Source organism: Sulfurimonas sp. ST-25, assembly GCF_048079205.1.
Lineage (GTDB): Bacteria > Campylobacterota > Campylobacteria > Campylobacterales > Sulfurimonadaceae > Thiomicrolovo > Thiomicrolovo sulfuroxydans.
The window spans coordinates 1,087,413-1,107,682 of sequence record NZ_CP182225.1 but is presented as its reverse complement, the minus strand read 5'-3'; the positions used below and the strand labels follow the sequence as shown (position 1 = coordinate 1,107,682).

Genomic DNA, 20,270 nt, shown 5'->3' with positions numbered 1-20,270 from the left:
GCCTACCCCTCCAAGTGATGCAGCGTGCTTGCCTCCCCCTTGCGTCTGGGCATATAATGGATCAGGAAATCCCCTTTGGAGTGTCCCCGGGCAAAACTGCTGTGATAAAGACGGGATTCTACCATAATCGGCAGCGGACGCGTCCACTCCCGGGCCTTTTCATTCTGCCACTTCAGGTACTCTATCCGGTAGAGCGCGCTGTAGATCACCGCCCGTCCCATGCCGTGGTAGCAGTGGATCAGTACCGGGTAGGAGGCGTTGTCGTCGAGCACCTTGAAGAACTGCGTCAGCGTCTCCTTTGTCGGCACCTGCCGGGAGGGGATGTTGACATGGCGGATCTGCGTACCGTAGGTCTCGTTGATCCGCGCGATCGCCGCGGCTTCTGCATCGATCTCCTTCTGCTGCGCAGGGTTGAGGGCATCATGTATGCCCGGATCGAGCAGGTCGACGACGGTTTTGATATGGTGCGGGATCAGAAAATCCTCCAGCCGATCGGGGGCAATCAGCGCCGATTTGTAGACGCGCTCCGGGTCGATCGTCTCAAAACGGTAGTGCCCGTAGACGTACCAGGTATACAGCCCGCCGGCGGCGGCAACGAATAGAACAAACAGAGAGAGTATCGGGCGTTTCATGGGGACTCCTTCGGGGGAAACAGCACGGCGTAGAGCAACTCCGTCACCGTGTACATAATGAAAAACGAGACCGCCACGTCGCTGAGGAAGTGGCCGCCCGCCGCCATGCGGGCCATACCGACGATGAGACCGTAGCCGAGGACAATAGTGTTCCAGAGCCGTCGGCGCCGGGAGAGTTTTGCGAAGGCCAGCAGGGCGAAAGCCCCCGACGCGTGCCCGCAGCTAAAGGAGTTGCCCACCTGTCCGGCAACGGGAACAAAGGCGGGAGAAAACTCTTTCTTGCCCCCGAACTCCATTGTTTCCGCCGGGCGGGCCCGTCCCCAGTGTTCCTTGAAAAGGGCGTTGACGATGAGTCCGGAGCCGATGCCGAGCACCAGCAGCACATAGAGCAGTTTCCGGCCTGTGAAACGCCAGACGCTGCGCCCAAATGCGGTATTGAAGAGCCAGAGAAGCACGGCACCGATGTAGAGCGCCATCAGGCCGTAAGGCACGGAGTAGTAGATAACCTGTTCGGCGAGGGTTTTCGCGGCGGGAAAGCCGTCGGGCCCTGCATAAAAGAGCGCTGCGACCGCGAGATCGATCTGAGGGAAAAGAAAAAAAAGCAAAGAGAGGACGGCCATGGCCACCCATTCCCACAGAGGGATAGTTGCGAGCACTTTGATCATGGCCGCATTATATCGGCGGAAGGGAACTTCGCCTGTTACCCGGCTGCAACCGAAGTGTGCTCAGCAGGCCGCCGAAAAAGCCCTATTCCCGTCCGCCGGAGAGGGTGTTGCAACCGAAGAAGCGCGCGTAGAGCACCCCTGAGACGATATACATGATCATAATCGAAACGAGAACGTCGCTGAAAAAGTGGCCGCCCGCCGCGATGCGCGCCAGGGAAACGAGAGACCCGTAGGCGATGACCGCGAGCGCGACCGTTTTGCGGTGCCGCCGCGCCAGGAAGATCAGTGCCAGCAGGGCAAATGCCCCGGAGGTGTGGCCGCTGCTGAAGGATTTGCCCCGCTGGTCGCTCATGACGAAAGCGGGCGTAAAATGGCGGTCGCTGCCGAAAAGGCTCGTCTGATCCGGGCGGGGACGCCCCCAGTTCTGCTTGAGCACCAGATTGACGAAGATACCGCTTCCCAATGCCGCTACCAGCAGAATATAAAGAAGCTTCTTTCCGCTCAAAGCCAGCAGCACCCGCCCGCTGATGCGGTTATAGAGCCACAGCAGCAGTGCCGCGACATAGACCATCGCGAGGACCACCCCCACGGACTGGTAGACGAAGCGTTCCCAGAGGGTGCCCCCCTGCGCGAACCCCTCTCCGGGGGTATAGAACAGGCTGCTGACGGCAATGTCGATCTGCGGGAAAAGGTAAAGCAGCAGTGCGGTGACGGCCATCGCTCCCCACGCGGCCGCCGGAATGCAGAGTATCTTCTTATTCATACTGCGCATTATAGCCGTTTCACCCCCATAGAGTATAATGGCACCCAAAAAGTCGCCCATGATCCGAACCTATCGCCAAGCCGCCCTGCTCATCCTGCTTCTCTCGGGCCTTTTTGCCACCGTTTACAACGCCTTTGTGCCGCTGCACGGCGACGAGGCCTACTACTGGCTCTGGAGTCACCACCTGCAGGCAGGCTACTACGACCACCCCCCGATGATCGCCTTCCTCATCGCCCTCACCGACCTTGTCAGCGAAGCCGAATGGGGCGTGCGGCTGGGCAACGTCCTGGCGATGAGCGTCGCCGGATGGGTCATCTTCCGCCTGCTCGAAGCGCTCCGCGACGCTCGTACGGGGCTCTGGGGTGTATTGATCTTCACCTCCGTCGTCCTTGTGCATGCGGGCTACACGATAATGACGACCGACTCGCCGCTCATCCTCTTCTGGTCCCTGGCCCTCTGGTCGACCTACCGGGTCATCACCCGGGCCCGGACGATCGACTTTTTCCTGACGGGGCTCTTCATCGGGGCGATGATGCTGAGCAAATACACCTCCGTCCTCTACCTGATGGCGCTGCTGCTCTTTATGCTGCTGCGCCGGCGGGACCTTTTCGCCTCCTGGCGCACCTGGATGGCCATCGGGGTCGCCTTGGCCGTCGTCTCCCCGATGCTGTGGTGGAACTATGCCCACGACTGGATCAGCTTCCTCTTCCAGCTGCACCACGGCGGGGCGAAAGAGCATATGATGTGGAACTGGGCGGGTGAACTGATCGGATCACAGTTCGCCGTTTTCACCCCGGTCTTTGCCGGTGTGCTCTTCTACTTCCTGGGCAAAGAGAAGCTCTTCGTCCAAAACGACGCCCTTTTCTTCCTGGCCCTGATGACCGTAACCCCCCTGCTCTTTTTCCTCTATAAATCGCTGCATACGCATATCGAACTGAACTACACCGCGCCCGCCTATATCAGCGCGACGGTGCTGACCGCCTACATCCTCTCGGTGCGTCATATGAAGCGCACCTTCTATGCCGGCCTCGCCGTCGCCCTCACCCTCAGCCTCGTTGCCCGCGCGGGGCTGCTCTTCTGGCTGCCGGTCGTGCAGGACAGGATGTACGGCAATCAAGAGGCCGTCGCCATGCTCGAACGCCACCGCCAAGCGGACGATGCCCTCTACGCCAACCACCTGGCCCTCGCGGCCCTGGTCAGCTACTACACTCCCGACCATGCCCCCGTGCGTATCCCGACGCCGACACGCTACAGCCAATACGACATGTGGGACGACGGCGCCCCCTACCGCGAAGGGCTCTATCTCGCCCCAGAGGACAAAACGGCGGTCCTCGCGGAACGCTTTGAGAACGTCGCGCTGCTCGATACCCTCACTGTCCAGCGGGGCCTAAAGCGCACCAAGACCTACTACCTCTACCGGGTTTCGGGCAGCCGCTAAACGGGCCTTTACGCTTCTTTGGCTAAAATTAGCGCACTTTTGAAAAGGATGTCGATGGAACACCTCAAAACCGCCATAAAGTTCGTCGTTACCGTCGCCATTTTCTACTTTCTGCTCACCTTCATCGACGTCGGTCAGCTCATCGCGATCCTCGCCAAGTCCCACGGCGGCTACATTCTGATCGCCTTTGCCGCCCAAATGGCGAGCACCTTCCTCGCCGCCTACCGCTGGCGGCTCATCATGAAAGAGCTCGGCTTCAAAGAAAGGGTCTCTTTTTATGTACAGAGCTACTTCAAAGGGACCTTCTTCAACCAGGTGCTGCCCGGCAGCATCGGCGGCGACGCGACCCGGATGATCGACCTCGTCCAGAAGGGGTATGAGAAAAAGGACGCCTTCTACGGCATCTTCGTCGACCGGGTCGTCGGGCTCGTCGGGCTGCTCGTGCTGAACCTCGTCTCCAACCTGCTCTTTTACGGTACTTTCCCGCAGTGGCTCTTCAACCTGATCAACCTGATCACCCTCGGCGGGATTGCGGGCTTCGTTTTGATGCTCAACCTCGACAAGTTCACCTTTCTCGCGAACCTCAAGGGGCTCGACCTCTTCCACCGGCTGGGCCTGCGGATGGCACGGCTCTACCACTCCAGGATGCTGCTGATCAGACACATCGGTATCTCGGTCGTCGTCCACCTCTTTACGGTTATCGCGATCTATTTCCTGGCCCTCAGCGTCGACGTCTGGACGGGCCTCGGGATCTTCCTCGTCGCCGTGCCGCCGGTCTTCCTCCTTACCATCGTGCCGATCTCCCTGGCCGGCTGGGGGGTCCGCGAAGGCGCCATGGTCGGGATATTGATGCTCGTAGGGCTCGCAAAGGCGAAGATCCTCGCCATCTCCATCCTCTACGGTATCCTGCTCATTCTCACGGCCCTGCCGGGGGCGTGGTTCTGGAACCGTGCCAAACACACCACTTCACTAAAGGAAAATGCATGAATGTCGATACGATGCGTGCCATCGACCGCTATGCGGGCATCCCTCTCACCTTTCTGGGGACATTGCTGACGAAAACGGCGGGCCTGTTTCGCTCCACCCCCTACCAGAAACCCCGGAACGTCCTGCTCGTAGAACTCTCGGAGATGGGCAGCGCCATCCTCGTCGACCCGGCGATGCGCAAACTCCGCTCGCAGATCGACGGCGAACTCTACTTCGTCATCTTCAGCAAGAACAAGGTCTCCCTGCAGCTGCTGAACACCGTCAAAGAGGAGAACATCTTCACCATCGACGAAGGCGGCATGGTCCCGCTGGCGCTCTCGACGCTCCGCTTCTTCAAATGGTGCCGCGAGAAGCAGATTGACTCCGTGATCGACCTCGAACTCTTCTCCCGCTTTACCGCACTGATGACCGGTTTTTCCGGGGCGACGAACCGTGTCGGCTTCCACAGCTTCCACAACGAGGGGCTTTACCGCGGCGATTTCCTGACCCACAAGGTCGCCTACAACCCGCACCAGCACATCGCCAAGAACTTCGTCGCCCTCGTCGACGCGCTCATGAGCAGCGAACAGCAACTCCCCTTCACCAAGCGTATCATCGACGACAGCGAGATCGCCATCACGAAAACGGAGGTAACGGAGACGCAGAAGCGCGAAGTTCTGGAGATCATCGCCGAAAACTATACCGGTTTCGACCCGGACCTGAATCCCGTCATTCTCGTCAACTCCAACGCCTCCGACCTGCTGCCGCAGCGCCGCTGGGACCGGGAAAACTACTGCGAGGTCATCAAGAAGATCCTCGCCTACAACGACAAGGCGATCGTCCTGCTGACCGGTGCGCCCGCCGAGTTCGACGGGGCGCAGGCCCTGGCCGACTGTGTCAATGACGCACGCTGTATCAACTTCGCCGGCGGCGTCAAGTTCCTGCAGCTGCCGCACCTCTACAGCGTCTGCGCCTTCATGCTGACCAACGACTCCGGCCCGGCCCACTTCGCCTCTATTACCGACATGCACACCTTCGTCATCTTCGGCCCGGAGACCCCGGCGCTCTACGGATCGCTCGGACCGACGACCCCGATTTTTGCCGGCATGGCCTGCAGCCCCTGCGTTAGCGCCGCCAACCACCGCAAGACCCCCTGTACGGATAACCAGTGCATCAAAGTGATCACCCCCGAATGGGTCTTTGAGACGCTCAAGCCGAAACTGGACGCCCTCGCCTGATCCGGACGGTCCTGGTGCATCTTTTCAGCGCGCATAAGCCCCTCTGGGCTCTCATTGCCCTCCTCACCCTCCTGCGCCTGGCCGTGATCGGCCGTTTCGGCCTCGGCGTCGACGAGGCGCACTACGTCCTCTACGGCCTCTACCCGGCCCTGAGCTATTTTGACCATCCGCCGCTGGTGGGGTGGACGGAGTGGCTCTTTACCGCGCTGATGGGCGTCAACGAATTCGCCGCAAGAGTACCGGCGGTCCTGATCGGCGCCGCCGCGACGGCGCTCGTCTATTTCTGGCTCCTGCGCATCTTCGCCTCGGAGCGCCTCGCACTCTGGGGAGCCGCGGCCCTCAACGCATCGTTCCTTTTCAATGCGCTTTTCATGATGCTGATGCCCGACACCCTGCTCTTTTTGTTCCTGATCCCCATCATGGCCACCGTCATGCGGATCGAAACGGAGAACCGCACGGGTGACTGGCTTCTGCTGGGGGTGCTGCTGGGGCTTGCCGGGCTATCGAAATACACGGCCGTCCTATTCGCCCCCGCGCTGATCCTCTATCTTGCCGTCCGCCGCCGCTGGGACCTTTTCCTGACGCCGAAGTTCCTCGCAGCGGTGCTGATCGCCGCGGCAGTCGTCAGCCCGGTGCTGCTATGGAATATGCAAAACGGCTGGATCAGTTTCGCTTACCAAAGCGCGCACGTCGCCGGTTCGGGCGGGATCAGTTTCACCGCCTTTGCCCAATCGCTGGGTGCGCAGTTCGGCGCCTACAGCCCGTTACTCTTCCCGCTAGCGTTCTATGGCCTCTACCGCGCCTTGAAGACGCCCCAGAACGCGCCACTTTTCCTCTCGGGCATCGTCGGCCTCACCGTGATGGCTTTTTTTACCTACAACAGCTTTTTCGCCCGCGCACTTCCCCACTGGACGGCGCTTTTTTACATGCTCTTTGTCCCCATCGGAACCGTCATGCTGCTGCAGCAGAACGTAGGGTGGCGGCGCTATGCAAAAGGTGCCGTCGCACTCTCCGGCCTCCTCGTGCTCGTACTCTACGCCGAGCTGCGTTCGCCCTTCATCCCCCTGCCCGACTACAAGTCCCTGCACCGCGATCTTTACGGATGGGACACTATTATGCGCCATGCTGCCGGGCAGATCACGGACCCCGCACGCCAGGCGGCGGCCGTCACCAACTGGTCGCTTGCATCGCGCGCGCTTTACTACGGCCGTCCCTACGGCATCGACACCTACCTCGTCGACAACCGCTACGACCAGTTTGACCTCTGGCAGCCCAATGCGCCCGAGGGCAAAGATCTGCTCTTTATCACGACCCATGATTTCAAAAAAGGGATCACCCCCGCCATGCAGTGCGCATCCACCGAGCAGGCGGAGACCTTCAATCTTGATCTGAACGGCCGCAAGGTCAACACCGTCACCCTCACCTGGTGCCGTAATTTCAAAGGAACCCAATGAACCCCAAAACGCTCATCTACGTCCTTTTTGGTGTCGGGACCGCCCTGATCATCCTCTTTTACGGTCCGCTTGACATCGCGGCCTCGCAGTGGGCCTACGAGCGTCGTGACACCTGGCTCAAACCGTTCTGCGCCGCGCTCAGCGAACTCGGCGTCATCACCTGGTGGCTCGTCGGCGCCCTGCTGCTCTGGTTCTACCTGCGCTACAGGGCCGGTAACCGCTACTGGGCGGACCGGGTGCGCTTCTTTTTCGCCGCCGTCGCCGCCAGCGGCCTGGCCGTTATCCCCCTGAAGCTGCTGTTTGGCAAGGCGCGCCCCTGGATGCTCTATGACGAAAACCGCTACGGATTCGAATGGTTTGCCGCCCCCAACGCCTACGGACTGCACGGCTTCCCCTCCGGGCATACGACAACGGCCTTTGCCGTCGCGACGGCCCTGGCGCTGATCGTCCCGCGTTTCGCCCCGGCCTTCTTTGTCGGGGCCCTGATGGTAGGGCTTTCCCGCATCGGTGTCCTCTTCCACTACCCCAGTGACGTCGTCGCCGGGGCGATGCTCGGAACGATTAGCACCCTGCTGCTCTATAATTTCGATAAAATTACATTCAAACGAAACTGATCAGGTTATTTTTCATGCGCACACACCCTCTTTCCGTTATCATTCTCGCCGCCGGCAAAGGGAGCCGGATGAAGTCACAGACCGCGAAAGTTCTGCACCCTGTCAGCGGCCGCCCGATGCTCTACCACAGCATCAAAGCCGCCAAGGCGATCAGTGATGACGTCACCATCGTCATCGCCCACCAGAAAGAGGAGGTCATCGAGACCATCGGCGGGCTGTTCGACGAGATCACCTTCGCCATCCAGGATATCGAACAGTTCCCCGGTACCGGCGGGGCCCTGATGGGGATCAAACCGAAAAACGAGAAGGTGCTCGTACTCAACGGCGACATGCCCCTCGTCACGGCCGAGGCGCTGAAGGGCTTTCTTGAAGCCGATGCCGATATCATCATGTCCATTTTCGACCTGGAAGACCCCAGCGGTTACGGCCGCGTCGTCCTCTCCGACGCCGGGGTCGAACGGATCGTCGAGGAGAAGGACGCCACGCCCGAAGAGCTCACTATCAGCCACGTCAATGCCGGGGTCTACTGCTTCAAGCGCGACGTTCTGGCCGAGTGCCTCCCCCGCCTGAACAACCATAACGCCCAGGAGGAGTACTACCTCACCGATATCATCGAGATGGCCCGGGACGAACACCGCAGGGTCCTGCCGCTGCTGATCGACGAGGAACACTTCAAAGGGGTCAACTCCAGGGCCGACCTCGAAGCCGCCGACGTCATCATGCAGCGCCGCATCAAGACCGCATGGATGAAAGCCGGGGTCACGATGCAACTCGCCGACACGATCTACATCGAAGAGAGCGTCGTTTTCAAAGGGGAGTGCGTCGTTGAGAACGGCGTCCGTATCACGGGAACGAGCAGCATTGAGAACTCCCATATCAAGGCACACTCCGTCGTCGAGGATTCGGTCATGGTCGATTCCGACTGCGGGCCGATGGCCCACCTTCGGCCCGGCAGCGCTCTATACGGCACGCATATCGGCAACTTCGTCGAAACGAAAAAGGCGACCCTTCGCGGCGTCAAGGCGGGGCATCTGAGCTACCTCGGCGACGCGGAAATAGACGAAGGCACCAATATTGGCGCGGGCACCATCACCTGCAACTACGACGGCAAGTCGAAGTACAAGACGAAAATAGGCAAGAACGTCTTCGTCGGTTCCGACACGCAGATCGTGGCACCGTGCGAGATCGAAGACGACGTCATGATCGCCGCGGGCACGACGGTCACGGGGACGAAGATCGACTCGGGCGTCCTTGTCGTCAGCCGCACCCCGATGAAGATCGTCAAAAACTTCTACCACAAGTTCTTCGGCAAGGCAGAATCATGATCATCCCCTCCGACCTCCTCGCCGGCAAACGGATCCTTCTCGGCGTCAGCGGCTCCATCGCCGCCTACAAAGCGCTGGAACTCGTGCGCCTCTACGTCAAAGCCGGCGCGGAGGTCAAAGTCGTCATGACCGATGCCGCGAAACGGTTCGTGGCGCCGCTCAGCTTCGAGACCCTCAGCCGCAACGAAGTGCTGCACAGCGCCAATGAATCGTGGGCCAGCCGCCACAACCATATCCAGAGCGCCGAGGATGCGGACCTGATGGTCATCGCCCCCGCCAGCGCCAACACCATCGCGAAGCTGGCCAACGCCATCGCGGACAACCTCCTGCTGCAGTGTGCCCTGGCCTTCCCGGGTATCAAACTGCTGGCCCCCTCGGCGAACACCAACATGATCAAGCATCCCATCACCCAGGCTAACCTGAAGATGCTCGGCGTCGCCAACTACGAGATCGTCAAAACCCAGACAAAAGAGCTTGCCTGCCAGACGACCGGCGACGGCGCCATGGCCGAACCCCTGGAGCTTTTCTGGCAGAGCGCACGCCTGCTGCTCAAAAACGACTTCTGGAGCCACCGCCGCGTCATTGTTACCGGCGGCGGCACCGTCGAGCGGCTCGACGACGTCCGCTACCTCTCCAACTTCTCCAGCGGCAAAATGGCCTCCGCCCTCGCCACGGCGCTCTACCTCCGCGGCGCGGACGTCAATCTGATCGCGACCCGTTTCGACGACGGCCTTCCCGAGACGATGCACACCCTCGACGTCGAGGGGAGCGAAGAGATGGCCGAGTACCTCACCGACTCCATCCGCGTCGCCAAAAAAGGGATGATGAGCAAGCCGTCACTGATTACCGACGAACCGATCCACCTGATCCAGAAGACCCCCTACCTCTTTATGGCCGCCGCCGTCAGCGACTACGTCCCGGCCCACCCCCAGCAGGGGAAACTGAAGAAAGAGGCCCTGGGCGCAGCCTGGTCGCCCGAACTCGTGCAGAACCGCGACCTGATCGGTTCCGTCGACAAAGCGGGAATCAAGAGCGTGGCGTTCAAAGCGGAATTCGACGAAAGCAGCGCCCTCGACAATGCGAAAAAAGCCCTTGTCTCCAAAAACGTCGATGCGATCTGCCTCAACGTACTTACGGCTTCCCAGGGCTTCGGCGGCGATGACAACGCCATCACCTTCATCTCCGCTAAAGGCGAGAAGCTCCTGCCGCGCAGCGGCAAACTCGCCCTTTCCCTGCAGCTGCTTTACGAGGCGGAAGGCCTATGAGCAACCTGCCCCGCCACGTCGCGATCATCATGGACGGCAACGGCCGCTGGGCACAGCAGCAGGAGCAGCCGCGCGTCAAGGGGCACGAAAAAGGGGCGGAGGTCGTCCGAGACATCATGACCTTCGCCTCCCGGCACGACGAGATCAGGAGCCTGACCCTCTACGCCTTCAGCACGGAGAACTGGAAACGCCCCAAGGCCGAAGTGGAGTTCCTGATGAAACTGCTGTCGCGCTACCTGAAAAAGGAGCAGCACGTCTACCTGGAGAACAACGTCCGCTTCCATGCCATCGGTGACCTTTCGCGTTTCTCGGCCTCCCTGCAGAAGCTGATCCGCCAGACGGAGGAGAAAACGGCGCACTGTACCGGTCTGCATCACCACCTCGCCCTCAATTACGGCGCAAAGGATGAGATCCTCCGTGCCGTCAAGACGCTGCAGGAGGACGGGCTCGAACTGACGGAGGAGGCGCTGAACAGCGCCCTCGACGCCCCCGAACCCGTCGACCTGCTTATCCGCACCGGCGGCGACCAGCGCCTCTCCAACTTTCTGCTGTGGCAGGCGGCCTACGCCGAGCTCTTTTTTACCCGCACGCTCTGGCCCGATTTCACGCCCCGTGAGCTGCAAAGCATTATCGACCGCTTCAAGTCGGTCGAGCGCCGATTCGGAGGATTATGATGTTCTGGACCACCCTCGCACTCGTTGCCCTGTTCGGAGCACTTTTCGGCTCCTTTCTCAACGTTGTCATCTACCGCATCCCCCGAGGCGAGAGCATCGTTTTTCCCGCGTCGCACTGCCCGCACTGCGGGACCAACCTGAAGCCGTGGCATAACGTTCCCGTCCTCTCCTGGCTCATGCTGCGCGGCCGCTGCGCCTTCTGCGGGGTTCCCATCAGCGCCCAGTACCCGCTGATCGAGCTGCTCAGCGCCGCCATCGCCACCGCGCTTTACCTCAAGCTCGGCCTCTCCGCGGCCATGATCGGGATCACAGGGGTCTTTCTGACCCTGCTGGCCCTGCTGGTCATCGACTTTTACTACAAGATGGTCCCCGACAGCCTGAACCTGCTGGCCCTGACCCTCGCCGTCGTGAGCGTCTGGTCGCCGCAGATGCTGGCGGAGAATCTGAAAAACGCCCTCATTTTCGCCGGAGGATTCGCCCTGCTGCGCTTTTACGTCTCCTACTACCTCTTTGTCAAGATCAAGCGTATGAGCCCCAATCTCAAACAGGCATCCTGGGTCCGGAACTACAACACCATACCGGCCGTTGTCGAGGCGATGGGCGAAGGCGACATCATGATCGGTGCGACGATGGGGGCGCTGCTGGGAGTGCAGCTCGGCCTAGCGGCCGTCTTTCTCTCCGCCCTGCTCGCCCTGCCCGCGATGCTGCTGACGCGCAACGAGACCGACGCGAGCAAGCAGCTGCCGTTCATCCCGTTCCTGGCGATGGCGACCTGGATCGTCTACATTTTCGATACACCGATCGCGCGCTGGATGGAAGCCTTCTATGCATAAACTGCGCCGCTACATCCTGAGCACCTTCGGCCTGCTCTTTTTCTCGATCTTCCTGCCGCTCTTCTCCATTGCGTCGGTGATCTTCCTGATCAAGCTCGCCAGCTACACCGCGGTCATCCAGCTCAACCTCTGGGAGATGTTCAAGCTCTACCTATTCATCCTCCCCGAGATCCTCTTTTACACCCTGCCCATCACCTTCTTTGTCGCGGCGGCCCTCTCGCTCTTCCGCCTCTCGACCGACAACGAAATGGTCGTCGTCTTCGCCCTGGGCATCAAGCCCACCTTTATCCTCACGACGCTTATGAAGCCGGCAGCGCTGCTGAGCCTGCTGCTGATGTTCGACTTTTTCGTTCTTTTCCCCCATACGACGGTCCTCTCGACGAACTTCGTCCGCTACAAGCAGAGCGAAGCGAACTTCAACCTCCAGGCATCCGAGTTCGGGCACAATTTCGGCGACTGGCTGCTCTACATCGGCAAGGCCCACAAAGACCGCAGCTACGGCGACGTCGTTCTCTTCCACAAAGAGGAGAAAGAGGAGATCCTTATCCAGGCGGAGAAAGCCGAGGTTCTCAACAACAAAGGCGTTCTCCGCCTGAAGCTGACCAACGGCCAGGGCTACAGCTATACCGACGAAAAGCTGACCCAGATGCAGTTCGAGGCGATGATGATCAACAACGTCATGCAGACGGAGCTGCGCCCCTATAACAGTCCCATCGACTTCTGGCTCGACCCCGAACGGCGCAAGAACAAGATCCGGATGTTCATCACCGACATCCTGCTCTCCCTCTTCCCCGTTGCGGGCCTCTTCGCGGCCCTCTCCATCGGGATCGCCCACGTACGGCACCAAAAAGGGTTCGTCTACCTCTGGCTCTTCGCCTCCATGCTCTTTTACTACTCCGGAACGACGGGCCTGCAAAAAGCGTTGGGCTTTTACACGATCCCGGCCGTCTTTTTCAGCTGGCTCTTTGTCACCTACATCATCTACCGCAGACGCATCCGGGCACGCTTTTAAACCATGCGCATCAAACTGACCCTCAGCTATAACGGCAGCCGCTTCTCCGGCTCCCAAAGCCAGACGGAGACGGGCAACACCGTTATGGGTGTCCTGCACCAGGCGCTCACGCGCCTCGGCATCTCTGCCAAACCGATCGCTTCGGGCCGCACCGACGCCGGCGTCCACGCCTTCCGTCAGGTCGTGCACATTGACCTGCCGCCGCACTGGAGCGACCTCGCCAAACTCCGCCGCGCCCTCGCCCATCAACTCCCTGCCTCCATCGGCATCCGCCGCCTGGAAAGGGCCACAGACGACTTCCATGCCCGTTTCAGCGCGCGCCGCCGCGTCTACCGCTACATCATGAGCGACCTTCCTTCCAACCCCTTTGAAGCGGAACTCGTCACCTTCACTCCGCCCCTGGAGCTAGAACGGATCAATAGCGCCATGCGCCTTTTCGAGGGCGAGCACGACTTCGAATATTTCAAAAAGACCGGTTCCGACGTGAAACACTATGTCCGTACCGTCTACAAAGCCTTCGCCTACCGCCGCAGGGGCTACACCATCCTCTACTTCGAGGCCAACGGCTACCTCCGCTCGCAGATCCGGATGATGGCCGACGCCGTCCTGAAGGTCAACAGCGGCGAAATGAGCCTCGCACAACTGCAGGAGCAGATCGACGTCAAAACGCGCCACAGCACCGACCTGGCCCCCGCCGCCGGGCTCTACCTTTCAAAGATTACCTACTGACGCTCCTACTTTTCGTCTAATGATTGAACCATGGCAAGCGCGTCATTAGTTTAGCCATAAGCACTAAACTATATTGATATAACTTGCGACCATTAATCTTTTTTCGCTAAAATCACATCTGAAAATTCGACAAACTATTGAGGAGTTTTTACAATGGCAAAACATCAGTTCCAGACCGAAATCAACCAGCTGCTTCAGCTGATGATCCACTCGCTCTATTCCAACAAAGAGATTTTTCTGCGCGAGCTCGTCTCCAACGCCTCCGACGCCCTCGACAAGCTCAACATGCTGCACCTGACCGACGATGCCTATAAAGGGATCGCCTTCACGCCGCGTGTCGATATCGCGATTGATAAAGAGGCCAAGACCCTGACCGTCAGCGACACCGGAATCGGGATGAACGACGAGGACCTCGTCGCCCACCTCGGTACCATCGCCAAATCTGGCACCAAAGCCTTCCTGGAGAACCTCTCCGGCGACGCGAAAAAAGACAGCCAGCTTATCGGCCAGTTCGGTGTCGGCTTCTACGCGGCCTTCATGGTCGCCGACAAGATCGAGGTGGTAACTAAGAAAGCGGGCGAGGAGCAGGCGTACAAATGGATCTCTGCCGGCGACGGCGAGTTCGATATCGAACCGACGGAAAAAGAGGGTAACGGTACCAGCATCACCCTCTTCCTCAAGGACGAGGACGAGGAGTTTCTCGAGACCTACCGTATCGAGAACATCATCAAGAAGTACTCCAACCACATCCCTTTCCCGATCTTCATGGACAAGGAAAATTTCATCCCGGCCGAGCGTGACGACGAAGGCAACGAAACGAAACCGTCCAGCACGGAGATCAAGAACGAGCAGATCAACAAGGCCTCAGCGCTCTGGACGCTCTCCAAATCCGACATCAGCGACGACGAGTACAAAGAGTTTTACAGCTCCCTGTCACACGACTCGGGCGAACCGATCACCTGGCTGCACCACAAAGCCGAAGGTGCGATCGAGTACACGACCCTCTTCTACATCCCGTCCAAGGCGCCGATGGACCTCTACCGCGTCGACTACCAGCCGGGTGTGAAGCTCTACATCAACCGCGTCTTTATCACCGACGACGACAAAGAGCTGATGCCGACCTACCTGCGCTTCCTGCGCGGGGTGATCGACAGCGCCGACCTGCCGCTCAACGTCAGCCGCGAGATCCTGCAGTCCAACCCGGTCATGAACAAGATCCAGAACGCCTCGGTCAAGAAGGTGCTCAGCGAGCTTGCCAAGCTCAAGAAGAAAGATGCCGAGAAGTTCGACGCCTTCTACAATGAATTCGGCAACGTCATCAAAGAGGGGCTTTACAGCGACTTCGGCAACCGCGAGAAGATCCTGGAACTGCTGAAGTTCAACACCCTCAACAGCGACGAGCAGACGGATATCGAATCCTTCGTGACCAAGGTCGACGAGACGAAAAAGGAGATCTACTACATCAGCGGCAAAATGAGCCTCCAGATGCTCAAGAATTCACCGCAGCTCGAGCGCTTCAAGGCAAAAGGGATCGACGTTCTCATCCTCAACGACGAGATCGACACCATCGTCTTCCCGATGGTCACGGAGTACAAAGAGTACAAGTTCGTCAACGTTTCCGATGCCCAGTTCGAGGAAAGTGAAGAGGAGAAAAAAGCGGATGAAGAGACGGCAAAAGCCTTTGAGAGCCTCGTCGGTGCGATGACGGAGGCCCTTGGCGACAAGGTCTCGAAGGTCGAAGTCACCACGGACCTCACGGACTCGCCGGTCTGCCTCAAGATCGACAAAGAGGATCCGAACTACCAGATGGCCCAGATGATGAAACAGATGGGCGGCGGCATGGGGATGGAGATCCCGGAGATCAAACCGATCCTCCAGATCAACCCGAAACACGAGCTGCTCGAAAAACTCAACGGTACGTCTGACGTCAACCTCGTCAACGACGCCGCGTTCGTCCTGCTGGACCAGGCGAAACTCTTCGAAGGTGCCGAACTCGACGACACCGCCGGTTTCATCGCCCGCATGAACCGCATTATGAGCAAGGCGCTGTAAAGCGCGCCGCTCAACCTCCTAAATACGTATTTCTTTCCACAATCCCCTGATCAAGTGATGGCTGCGAAAAGCCTTCCAGCTGAGAATATTCCAATGCGCCGCTTTCGAAAAGCTTCTGCAAAGCATCCCGGAGCTGATTTTCCAAGGTTTCATCTGTCGCCTCGCGGATGCCATTGCCCATCATCGGAATAAACCATATTCCGACCCATGTCGTGACGGAGTCTCTGTTCTGCACCGTCGTTTCAGTGTTATCGGCAGTCGCAACAGCTTTGAGCTGCAGCGTATAGTTATCTGTACCGCCTCCGGGAATAATAAAGAAGCTGAACCCCGTGATGAAACCGGACAACATCGCCAACATTTCATTGCCATGATTGTAGAGATTAAGCGTAATCGTATAGTCAACGTCTTGTTGTCTAGATGCATCAAAGGTATAGGAACTAAAGAGCTTTGACTCATCGATGATTCTTTGTACGACAGGCTTTAAATCATCCGTTGCCTGGGTTATTTCGGATGCACTCCCACTCTCCGGATCTCCATGGAAACCATGAATATTGATATAAGCCGAAGGCTTGTGCTCATACTGTGACACATCGGAGAACGTCTCCAATTTTGCAACTTCATGATTTTGAACAGCGGTACACCCACTAAAAGCCAACGCTAGCAACAAAGCCCCGATAACGTGTTTGATCGTCATAATATACCCTCCAATTTATTTTAATATTTACGATTATATATTTTTTATTATTAAATAGTAATGTATACACTTTTTGCTTTCCATGCATCCTTTTCCTCCAGACCCGATACTGCGCCAACATATATATTCAATAAAATACTTTTTAATGTTTTTATATATTTGTTTTCAAAGATATAATGGTCATGGAAGTTTTGGGGCATCGGATATATCGCGATACGAACAGTCGGTAGCAAGGAGAGAGAAATGGCAATCAAACTGATCAACAAGTACCAGGCTTGGTGGGACTCAAGTACCAACACGGGATATTTTTGGTTCACCTATTTTGATGGAGAACGCAAACGTACAGACGCTGTCAATGCAGAAAGTTTCGCCATCGTCACCGATCTGCTCCGCAACGAAAAACCGGTCTACGGGGATCATACGAGAGCGATGGTGACGACACAGTCCGAAGAGGTTGGAGAAGAGGAGAGCTGACGCGCCTGCCGTTAGTACAATAGACTCGTCTTATATTGGAGACCCGATCCCCCCGAAGCTTCGCCATCACATGATTCACGCACTGTAGCACTAACCCCTTAGATACATTTTTGCTTTGTAACGTCTATATCCGCGTACACTCAAAAGCGCCCGAAATATCCAAACGACCGTTCCTGAAGCCGCTTCACGCATTCACGTCCCTACTTTTCATAGGGTGTCAGTCTGAAGCAGTACTCCCCCGCATTGTGGGACCAGTCCCGCTCTCTTCCAGCCCGATACATCCAGCTCTCTTTGCTCTGTTTTGTATCGAATTCGGCGCACAGTTCATAGGCAGACGCAGCGGTGATGCGATAACCATAGCTCCTCAGGGTCTTAGGGTCTGCGATCTCTATCTCGCTCACGACCCCTTCTTGCAGGGCGTTCATGTCGGCCGGGAGTTTGTGGTAGCGTTCCCAGTAGCGGTCGATCGTTAGGGCGATCTCCGCCAGATCAGAGACACGCCTTTTATCAAGCTTCTTCGCCCGCTCTTTGGCGGGGGAGTCGATCAGCATCATTCCCGCGATGATGGCGGCAATAACGGCGGTCACCGCGAGGAGTATGATGAGCCTCCCCGCCGCTTCGCCGCGTCTCATTGCTCTTTCTCCTCTTTGCGGAGGTCCCACAGGTAGTAGCCGAAGATCGTCCCGGCAATAATGCCGACGACCAGAAATTTCAGGAAGAAACGCAGCGTCATTTCCCCGCCTAGAAGGTTGAAAATCAAAACGGCCAGGTCGCCGACGATAAACCCGGAAACGATGAACAGCGTCACGTAGGTCAGCCATTTACGTATCTTTGACGCACGCCCAAGCGGGTCTCGCCGGTAGGAGCGGCTGATCAGATAGCTCATATAGAGATAGAGCGGAAAGGCGATGAGCAGCATGGAGATGTCCCAGCGGATACCGCGTTCTATCCACGCCTCCATATCCCCCCTGCCCGTCAGTGCCGGATCGGGCAGCAACAAGGCGATGATATTGAAGAGCAGGCTTCCCAGGTTGTAAGCGCTCATATAGAGTGCGGCAAAAAGCAGCAGGTAGAGGAAAGCTTCCATCGCCGAGAGATAGGGTTTTGGTTTCGGCACCGGGATCGGAAAATCGACGTCGGCGTATTTCCCGAGTCCGTGCGCGACCTCCTCTTTCATCCATCCGGCTTCGAGCAGGACCTTTTCGATCTCCGGGCGCCCGAGACCCTGCTGCAGAGCCTCCCGGATAAAATTCGACAGTTCTTCAGAGACAGCCGCCATGTCGTTGTTCTCCTTGATAACAAGAATCTATGCAGTACGATTGTATCATAGAGCATTCGACATCGGTCCCATAATTTTATAATGAAACCTTATCGCCATCAGAGAAATCGGCTGTTAGATTCTGCACGATATGTACCGTGACGTTCTAAAATATGCTAAAGTAGCCAAAGAAGGCACACTATGACTGAAACAGCACAAAGCATTACCATCGTCAAAAACGGCCCCCTCATCGTCAGGGGCAGTATTCCCCTCTCCGTACAGACCATTGGCGTCAACGATGAGGGCGAAGCGGTCAAGTGGATCGAGGGAAAGCAGTATCCGCTCCAGGCCGTTTACAGCCTCTGCCGCTGCGGGCAGTCCAAAAAGCACCCGTTCTGCGACGGCAGTCACGCGAAGTGCGGTTTTGACGGCACCGAAACGGCTGAACGTCTCCCCATCGTGGAACTTTCAAAGACCTACGACGGCCCCGACATCTACCTGACCGATGCCAAATGCTACTGTGCCCTCGCCCGCTTCTGCGACCCGCACGGCGGGGTATGGAACATGGTAAAACTTTCGGACGATCCTGAAATCCGCCCGGTGCTCCTCCAGGAGGTGTGGGACTGCCCGGCCGGACGGCTCGTGGCCTGGGACAAAAAGACCGGGGAGGCGATCGAACCAAAGTTTGAACACTCCATCGTGCTTATCGAGGACCCGCAAAAGCACTGCAGCGGCCCCATTTGGGTTCGCGGCGGCATCCCCGTCATCTCGGCGGACGGCACCCCTTATGAGATCAGGAACCGCGTCACGCTTTGCCGCTGCGGGGCATCACACAACAAGCCTTTCTGCGATGCCAGGCACCTGCTGACGCATTTCAAGGCGACCGAAGACAAATAACTTCCTTTGCCGATTGGAATGACGCCGAATGATCAGTCAAACACATCAAAACAGCGCTGCAGCTTTTCACAAGAGAAGAAAATGATCGACAACGAATGCCTCGCCTCTTTAAAACACGTCATGGACGCCTACGCTCCCATTTCCGAACGTTCATGGGAAGCGTTCGAGACGCACATCACCTTCCAGACCTATCAAAAAGGAGAAACCCTGCTGCGTTTCGGCGATACGGCGACGAGACTCTACTTTATCTGCAAAGGGCTCCTGCGCACCTATTTTCTGGACGAAGAGGGACATATGTACAACAAAAACCTCTTTTTGGAACATGATTTTGCCGGTTCAAAGGCCTCCATGCTGCTCGGCTCCCCTTCGGAGTTCTGTATCGAGGCGTTGGAGGAGACCTCCGTCATCGAGATCGCCTACCGAGACTACCGCCGCCTCATCGACAAGTATGACGACGTCAAAGCGTTCTACATCGCCTACCTTGAACAGAAGTGGGTCATCGAGAAAGAGCGCGTCGAGATCGCCCTTGTGCTCGAAGATGCGCGCTCACGGTATCTCGCCTTTCTCAAAAAGCACCCCGGGATCGAAAAGCGTGTCAGCCAGCACCATATCGCCGCGCACCTCGGCATCACGCCGACCCAGCTGAGCCGCATACGCAAAAACCTCAAATAAACGCTTCTTAATCGACGGCACATCAACATATGTAAATGACACATAGGGGGGCTTTTTATTATCATTGCCGCATATGGAACATGTTTCCATAGAATAACGCTGAAGGAAAATCATGAACGCGGTACACAGCAGATGGACGCGCACGCATGACGCGGTACGCCGATGTATGCGATGACACTCTACCTCACTGCATTCGCAGCCGGGATTGCCCTGGCGGTGCAAGGCGGTTTCAATGCGCAGCTGGGCGTCATGCTGAAAAACCCGTTTCTCGCAACGCTGATTGCCTACACGGTCAGCACGCTCTTTGCGCTGCTCTACCTCATGGGCAATCCGGCGCAACTGTCGCTTCCGAAAGGAGGCGGCAGCGTGCCCCTTTACCTCTGGGTTGCCGGGGGATTTTTCAGCGTTATCGGCATCGCCCTGTATTACTACATTATTCCGAAGATCGGCATCTCAAAGATGTTCACCTTCGGCTTGAGCGGCCAGATGGTTTTCGTCATGATCGCCGGCGCGTTCGGCTGGTTCGGTCTGCCCATGGAGGCCATTACGTACAAAAAGCTCGCCGGACTCGCGATCATGCTCTCCGGCGTCGCACTCATCACCTATGAAGGATAA

General features: G+C 57.9%; 22 protein-coding genes. 16 read left to right on the top strand and 6 right to left on the bottom strand.

Annotated features, from left to right (window positions below; all coding sequences use genetic code 11):
- Window positions 1–2: 2 nt before the first annotated feature.
- The 3 genes from ACM66T_RS05650 to ACM66T_RS05640 form a co-directional block, all read right to left on the bottom strand.
- Window positions 3–632, bottom strand: coding sequence for a fused DSP-PTPase phosphatase/NAD kinase-like protein (locus tag ACM66T_RS05650; RefSeq protein WP_416768864.1), 630 nt, complete (start codon window positions 630–632; stop codon window positions 3–5).
- Window positions 629–1,297 (bottom strand): phosphatase PAP2 family protein, encoded by a 669-nt coding sequence (locus ACM66T_RS05645; protein WP_231021058.1) that lies wholly within the window; start codon window positions 1,295–1,297, stop codon window positions 629–631. Before ACM66T_RS05645 ends, ACM66T_RS05650 begins: the two co-directional genes overlap by 4 nt.
- 82 nt (window positions 1,298–1,379) lie before the next feature.
- Complete coding sequence (locus ACM66T_RS05640) at window positions 1,380–2,060, bottom strand: phosphatase PAP2 family protein (RefSeq protein WP_231021057.1); 681 nt, start codon at window positions 2,058–2,060, stop codon at window positions 1,380–1,382.
- Between the two features lie 58 nt (window positions 2,061–2,118).
- Between ACM66T_RS05640 and ACM66T_RS05635 the strand changes: the two genes are divergently transcribed.
- From ACM66T_RS05635 to htpG, 12 genes are all read left to right on the top strand, one after another.
- A complete protein-coding gene (locus ACM66T_RS05635) occupies window positions 2,119–3,498 on the top strand; it encodes a glycosyltransferase family 39 protein (protein ID WP_416768863.1) in 1,380 nt (459 codons plus the stop codon).
- Between the two features lie 54 nt (window positions 3,499–3,552).
- Window positions 3,553–4,485, top strand: coding sequence for a lysylphosphatidylglycerol synthase transmembrane domain-containing protein (locus tag ACM66T_RS05630; RefSeq protein ID WP_231021055.1), 933 nt, complete (start codon window positions 3,553–3,555; stop codon window positions 4,483–4,485).
- Window positions 4,482–5,702, top strand: coding sequence for a glycosyltransferase family 9 protein (locus ACM66T_RS05625; protein ID WP_416768862.1), 1,221 nt, complete (start codon window positions 4,482–4,484; stop codon window positions 5,700–5,702). The genes ACM66T_RS05630 and ACM66T_RS05625 overlap by 4 nt, the downstream gene beginning before the upstream one ends.
- A gap of 14 nt (window positions 5,703–5,716) precedes the next feature.
- A complete protein-coding gene (locus ACM66T_RS05620) occupies window positions 5,717–7,156 on the top strand; it encodes a glycosyltransferase family 39 protein (protein WP_416768861.1) in 1,440 nt (479 codons plus the stop codon).
- Window positions 7,153–7,770, top strand: a complete 618-nt coding sequence (locus ACM66T_RS05615; RefSeq protein ID WP_231021052.1) for a phosphatase PAP2 family protein — start codon at window positions 7,153–7,155, stop codon at window positions 7,768–7,770. The genes ACM66T_RS05620 and ACM66T_RS05615 overlap by 4 nt, the downstream gene beginning before the upstream one ends.
- Before the next feature lie 14 nt (window positions 7,771–7,784).
- The gene (gene glmU, locus ACM66T_RS05610) at window positions 7,785–9,095 is read left to right on the top strand and encodes a bifunctional UDP-N-acetylglucosamine diphosphorylase/glucosamine-1-phosphate N-acetyltransferase GlmU (RefSeq protein WP_416768860.1); all 1,311 of its coding nucleotides are present in this window, start codon (window positions 7,785–7,787) and stop codon (window positions 9,093–9,095) included.
- Window positions 9,092–10,360 (top strand): bifunctional phosphopantothenoylcysteine decarboxylase/phosphopantothenate--cysteine ligase CoaBC, encoded by a 1,269-nt coding sequence (gene coaBC / locus ACM66T_RS05605; RefSeq protein WP_416768859.1) that lies wholly within the window; start codon window positions 9,092–9,094, stop codon window positions 10,358–10,360. The genes glmU and coaBC overlap by 4 nt, the downstream gene beginning before the upstream one ends.
- Window positions 10,357–11,034, top strand: coding sequence for a di-trans,poly-cis-decaprenylcistransferase (locus ACM66T_RS05600; protein ID WP_416768858.1), 678 nt, complete (start codon window positions 10,357–10,359; stop codon window positions 11,032–11,034). Before coaBC ends, ACM66T_RS05600 begins: the two co-directional genes overlap by 4 nt.
- Window positions 11,031–11,867 carry a prepilin peptidase gene (locus ACM66T_RS05595; protein WP_231021048.1) on the top strand — a complete coding sequence of 279 codons (837 nt, stop codon included), beginning with the start codon at window positions 11,031–11,033 and terminating at the stop codon, window positions 11,865–11,867. Before ACM66T_RS05600 ends, ACM66T_RS05595 begins: the two co-directional genes overlap by 4 nt.
- On the top strand, window positions 11,860–12,879 hold the full coding sequence (locus ACM66T_RS05590) for an LptF/LptG family permease (RefSeq protein WP_416768857.1): 1,020 nt from the start codon (window positions 11,860–11,862) through the stop codon (window positions 12,877–12,879). The genes ACM66T_RS05595 and ACM66T_RS05590 overlap by 8 nt, the downstream gene beginning before the upstream one ends.
- Window positions 12,880–12,882: 3 nt before the next feature.
- The gene (gene truA, locus ACM66T_RS05585) at window positions 12,883–13,608 is read left to right on the top strand and encodes a tRNA pseudouridine(38-40) synthase TruA (protein WP_231021046.1); all 726 of its coding nucleotides are present in this window, start codon (window positions 12,883–12,885) and stop codon (window positions 13,606–13,608) included.
- 153 nt (window positions 13,609–13,761) lie between these two features.
- Window positions 13,762–15,660: a molecular chaperone HtpG gene (gene htpG / locus ACM66T_RS05580; protein ID WP_416768856.1), complete on the top strand. Its 1,899-nt coding sequence runs from the start codon at window positions 13,762–13,764 to the stop codon at window positions 15,658–15,660.
- A gap of 10 nt (window positions 15,661–15,670) precedes the next feature.
- Here the strand turns inward: htpG and ACM66T_RS05575 are convergent, their stop codons facing one another.
- Window positions 15,671–16,354 carry a hypothetical protein gene (locus ACM66T_RS05575; protein WP_416768855.1) on the bottom strand — a complete coding sequence of 228 codons (684 nt, stop codon included), beginning with the start codon at window positions 16,352–16,354 and terminating at the stop codon, window positions 15,671–15,673.
- Between the two features lie 243 nt (window positions 16,355–16,597).
- Between ACM66T_RS05575 and ACM66T_RS05570 the strand changes: the two genes are divergently transcribed.
- Complete coding sequence (locus ACM66T_RS05570) at window positions 16,598–16,828, top strand: hypothetical protein (RefSeq protein ID WP_231021043.1); 231 nt, start codon at window positions 16,598–16,600, stop codon at window positions 16,826–16,828.
- A gap of 200 nt (window positions 16,829–17,028) precedes the next feature.
- Here ACM66T_RS05570 and ACM66T_RS05565 read toward each other — a convergent pair whose 3' ends face one another.
- Complete coding sequence (locus ACM66T_RS05565; protein WP_416768854.1) at window positions 17,029–17,460, bottom strand: hypothetical protein; 432 nt, start codon at window positions 17,458–17,460, stop codon at window positions 17,029–17,031.
- Window positions 17,457–18,107: a DUF5671 domain-containing protein gene (locus ACM66T_RS05560; protein WP_345971289.1), complete on the bottom strand. Its 651-nt coding sequence runs from the start codon at window positions 18,105–18,107 to the stop codon at window positions 17,457–17,459. Before ACM66T_RS05560 ends, ACM66T_RS05565 begins: the two co-directional genes overlap by 4 nt.
- A 180-nt stretch (window positions 18,108–18,287) precedes the next feature.
- Here ACM66T_RS05560 and ACM66T_RS05555 point away from each other — a divergent pair, with 180 nt between their 5' ends.
- The 3 genes from ACM66T_RS05555 (at window position 18,288) to ACM66T_RS05545 (ending at window position 20,270) form a co-directional block, all read left to right on the top strand.
- Window positions 18,288–18,983, top strand: coding sequence for a CDGSH iron-sulfur domain-containing protein (locus ACM66T_RS05555; RefSeq protein WP_231021040.1), 696 nt, complete (start codon window positions 18,288–18,290; stop codon window positions 18,981–18,983).
- A gap of 81 nt (window positions 18,984–19,064) precedes the next feature.
- Window positions 19,065–19,655: a Crp/Fnr family transcriptional regulator gene (locus ACM66T_RS05550; protein ID WP_231021039.1), complete on the top strand. Its 591-nt coding sequence runs from the start codon at window positions 19,065–19,067 to the stop codon at window positions 19,653–19,655.
- 162 nt (window positions 19,656–19,817) lie between these two features.
- Window positions 19,818–20,270 carry a DMT family transporter gene (locus tag ACM66T_RS05545; RefSeq protein WP_231021038.1) on the top strand — a complete coding sequence of 151 codons (453 nt, stop codon included), beginning with the start codon at window positions 19,818–19,820 and terminating at the stop codon, window positions 20,268–20,270.

What these genes read in the sequence shown, in the direction of transcription:
- ACM66T_RS05650 (WP_416768864.1), bottom strand. Translation starts at nt 632, where the DNA reads ATGAAACGCCCGATACTCTCTCTGTTTGTTCTATTCGTTGCCGCCGCC.
- ACM66T_RS05645 (WP_231021058.1), bottom strand. Translation starts at nt 1,297, where the DNA reads ATGATCAAAGTGCTCGCAACTATCCCTCTGTGGGAATGGGTGGCCATG.
- ACM66T_RS05640 (WP_231021057.1), bottom strand. Translation starts at nt 2,060, where the DNA reads ATGAATAAGAAGATACTCTGCATTCCGGCGGCCGCGTGGGGAGCGATG.
- ACM66T_RS05635 (WP_416768863.1), top strand. Translation starts at nt 2,119, where the DNA reads ATGATCCGAACCTATCGCCAAGCCGCCCTGCTCATCCTGCTTCTCTCG.
- ACM66T_RS05630 (WP_231021055.1), top strand. Translation starts at nt 3,553, where the DNA reads ATGGAACACCTCAAAACCGCCATAAAGTTCGTCGTTACCGTCGCCATT.
- ACM66T_RS05625 (WP_416768862.1), top strand. Translation starts at nt 4,482, where the DNA reads ATGAATGTCGATACGATGCGTGCCATCGACCGCTATGCGGGCATCCCT.
- ACM66T_RS05615 (WP_231021052.1), top strand. Translation starts at nt 7,153, where the DNA reads ATGAACCCCAAAACGCTCATCTACGTCCTTTTTGGTGTCGGGACCGCC.
- glmU (WP_416768860.1), top strand. Translation starts at nt 7,785, where the DNA reads ATGCGCACACACCCTCTTTCCGTTATCATTCTCGCCGCCGGCAAAGGG.
- coaBC (WP_416768859.1), top strand. Translation starts at nt 9,092, where the DNA reads ATGATCATCCCCTCCGACCTCCTCGCCGGCAAACGGATCCTTCTCGGC.
- ACM66T_RS05600 (WP_416768858.1), top strand. Translation starts at nt 10,357, where the DNA reads ATGAGCAACCTGCCCCGCCACGTCGCGATCATCATGGACGGCAACGGC.
- ACM66T_RS05595 (WP_231021048.1), top strand. Translation starts at nt 11,031, where the DNA reads ATGATGTTCTGGACCACCCTCGCACTCGTTGCCCTGTTCGGAGCACTT.
- ACM66T_RS05590 (WP_416768857.1), top strand. Translation starts at nt 11,860, where the DNA reads ATGCATAAACTGCGCCGCTACATCCTGAGCACCTTCGGCCTGCTCTTT.
- truA (WP_231021046.1), top strand. Translation starts at nt 12,883, where the DNA reads ATGCGCATCAAACTGACCCTCAGCTATAACGGCAGCCGCTTCTCCGGC.
- htpG (WP_416768856.1), top strand. Translation starts at nt 13,762, where the DNA reads ATGGCAAAACATCAGTTCCAGACCGAAATCAACCAGCTGCTTCAGCTG.
- ACM66T_RS05575 (WP_416768855.1), bottom strand. Translation starts at nt 16,354, where the DNA reads ATGACGATCAAACACGTTATCGGGGCTTTGTTGCTAGCGTTGGCTTTT.
- ACM66T_RS05570 (WP_231021043.1), top strand. Translation starts at nt 16,598, where the DNA reads ATGGCAATCAAACTGATCAACAAGTACCAGGCTTGGTGGGACTCAAGT.
- ACM66T_RS05565 (WP_416768854.1), bottom strand. Translation starts at nt 17,460, where the DNA reads ATGAGACGCGGCGAAGCGGCGGGGAGGCTCATCATACTCCTCGCGGTG.
- ACM66T_RS05560 (WP_345971289.1), bottom strand. Translation starts at nt 18,107, where the DNA reads ATGGCGGCTGTCTCTGAAGAACTGTCGAATTTTATCCGGGAGGCTCTG.
- ACM66T_RS05555 (WP_231021040.1), top strand. Translation starts at nt 18,288, where the DNA reads ATGACTGAAACAGCACAAAGCATTACCATCGTCAAAAACGGCCCCCTC.
- ACM66T_RS05550 (WP_231021039.1), top strand. Translation starts at nt 19,065, where the DNA reads ATGATCGACAACGAATGCCTCGCCTCTTTAAAACACGTCATGGACGCC.
- ACM66T_RS05545 (WP_231021038.1), top strand. Translation starts at nt 19,818, where the DNA reads ATGTATGCGATGACACTCTACCTCACTGCATTCGCAGCCGGGATTGCC.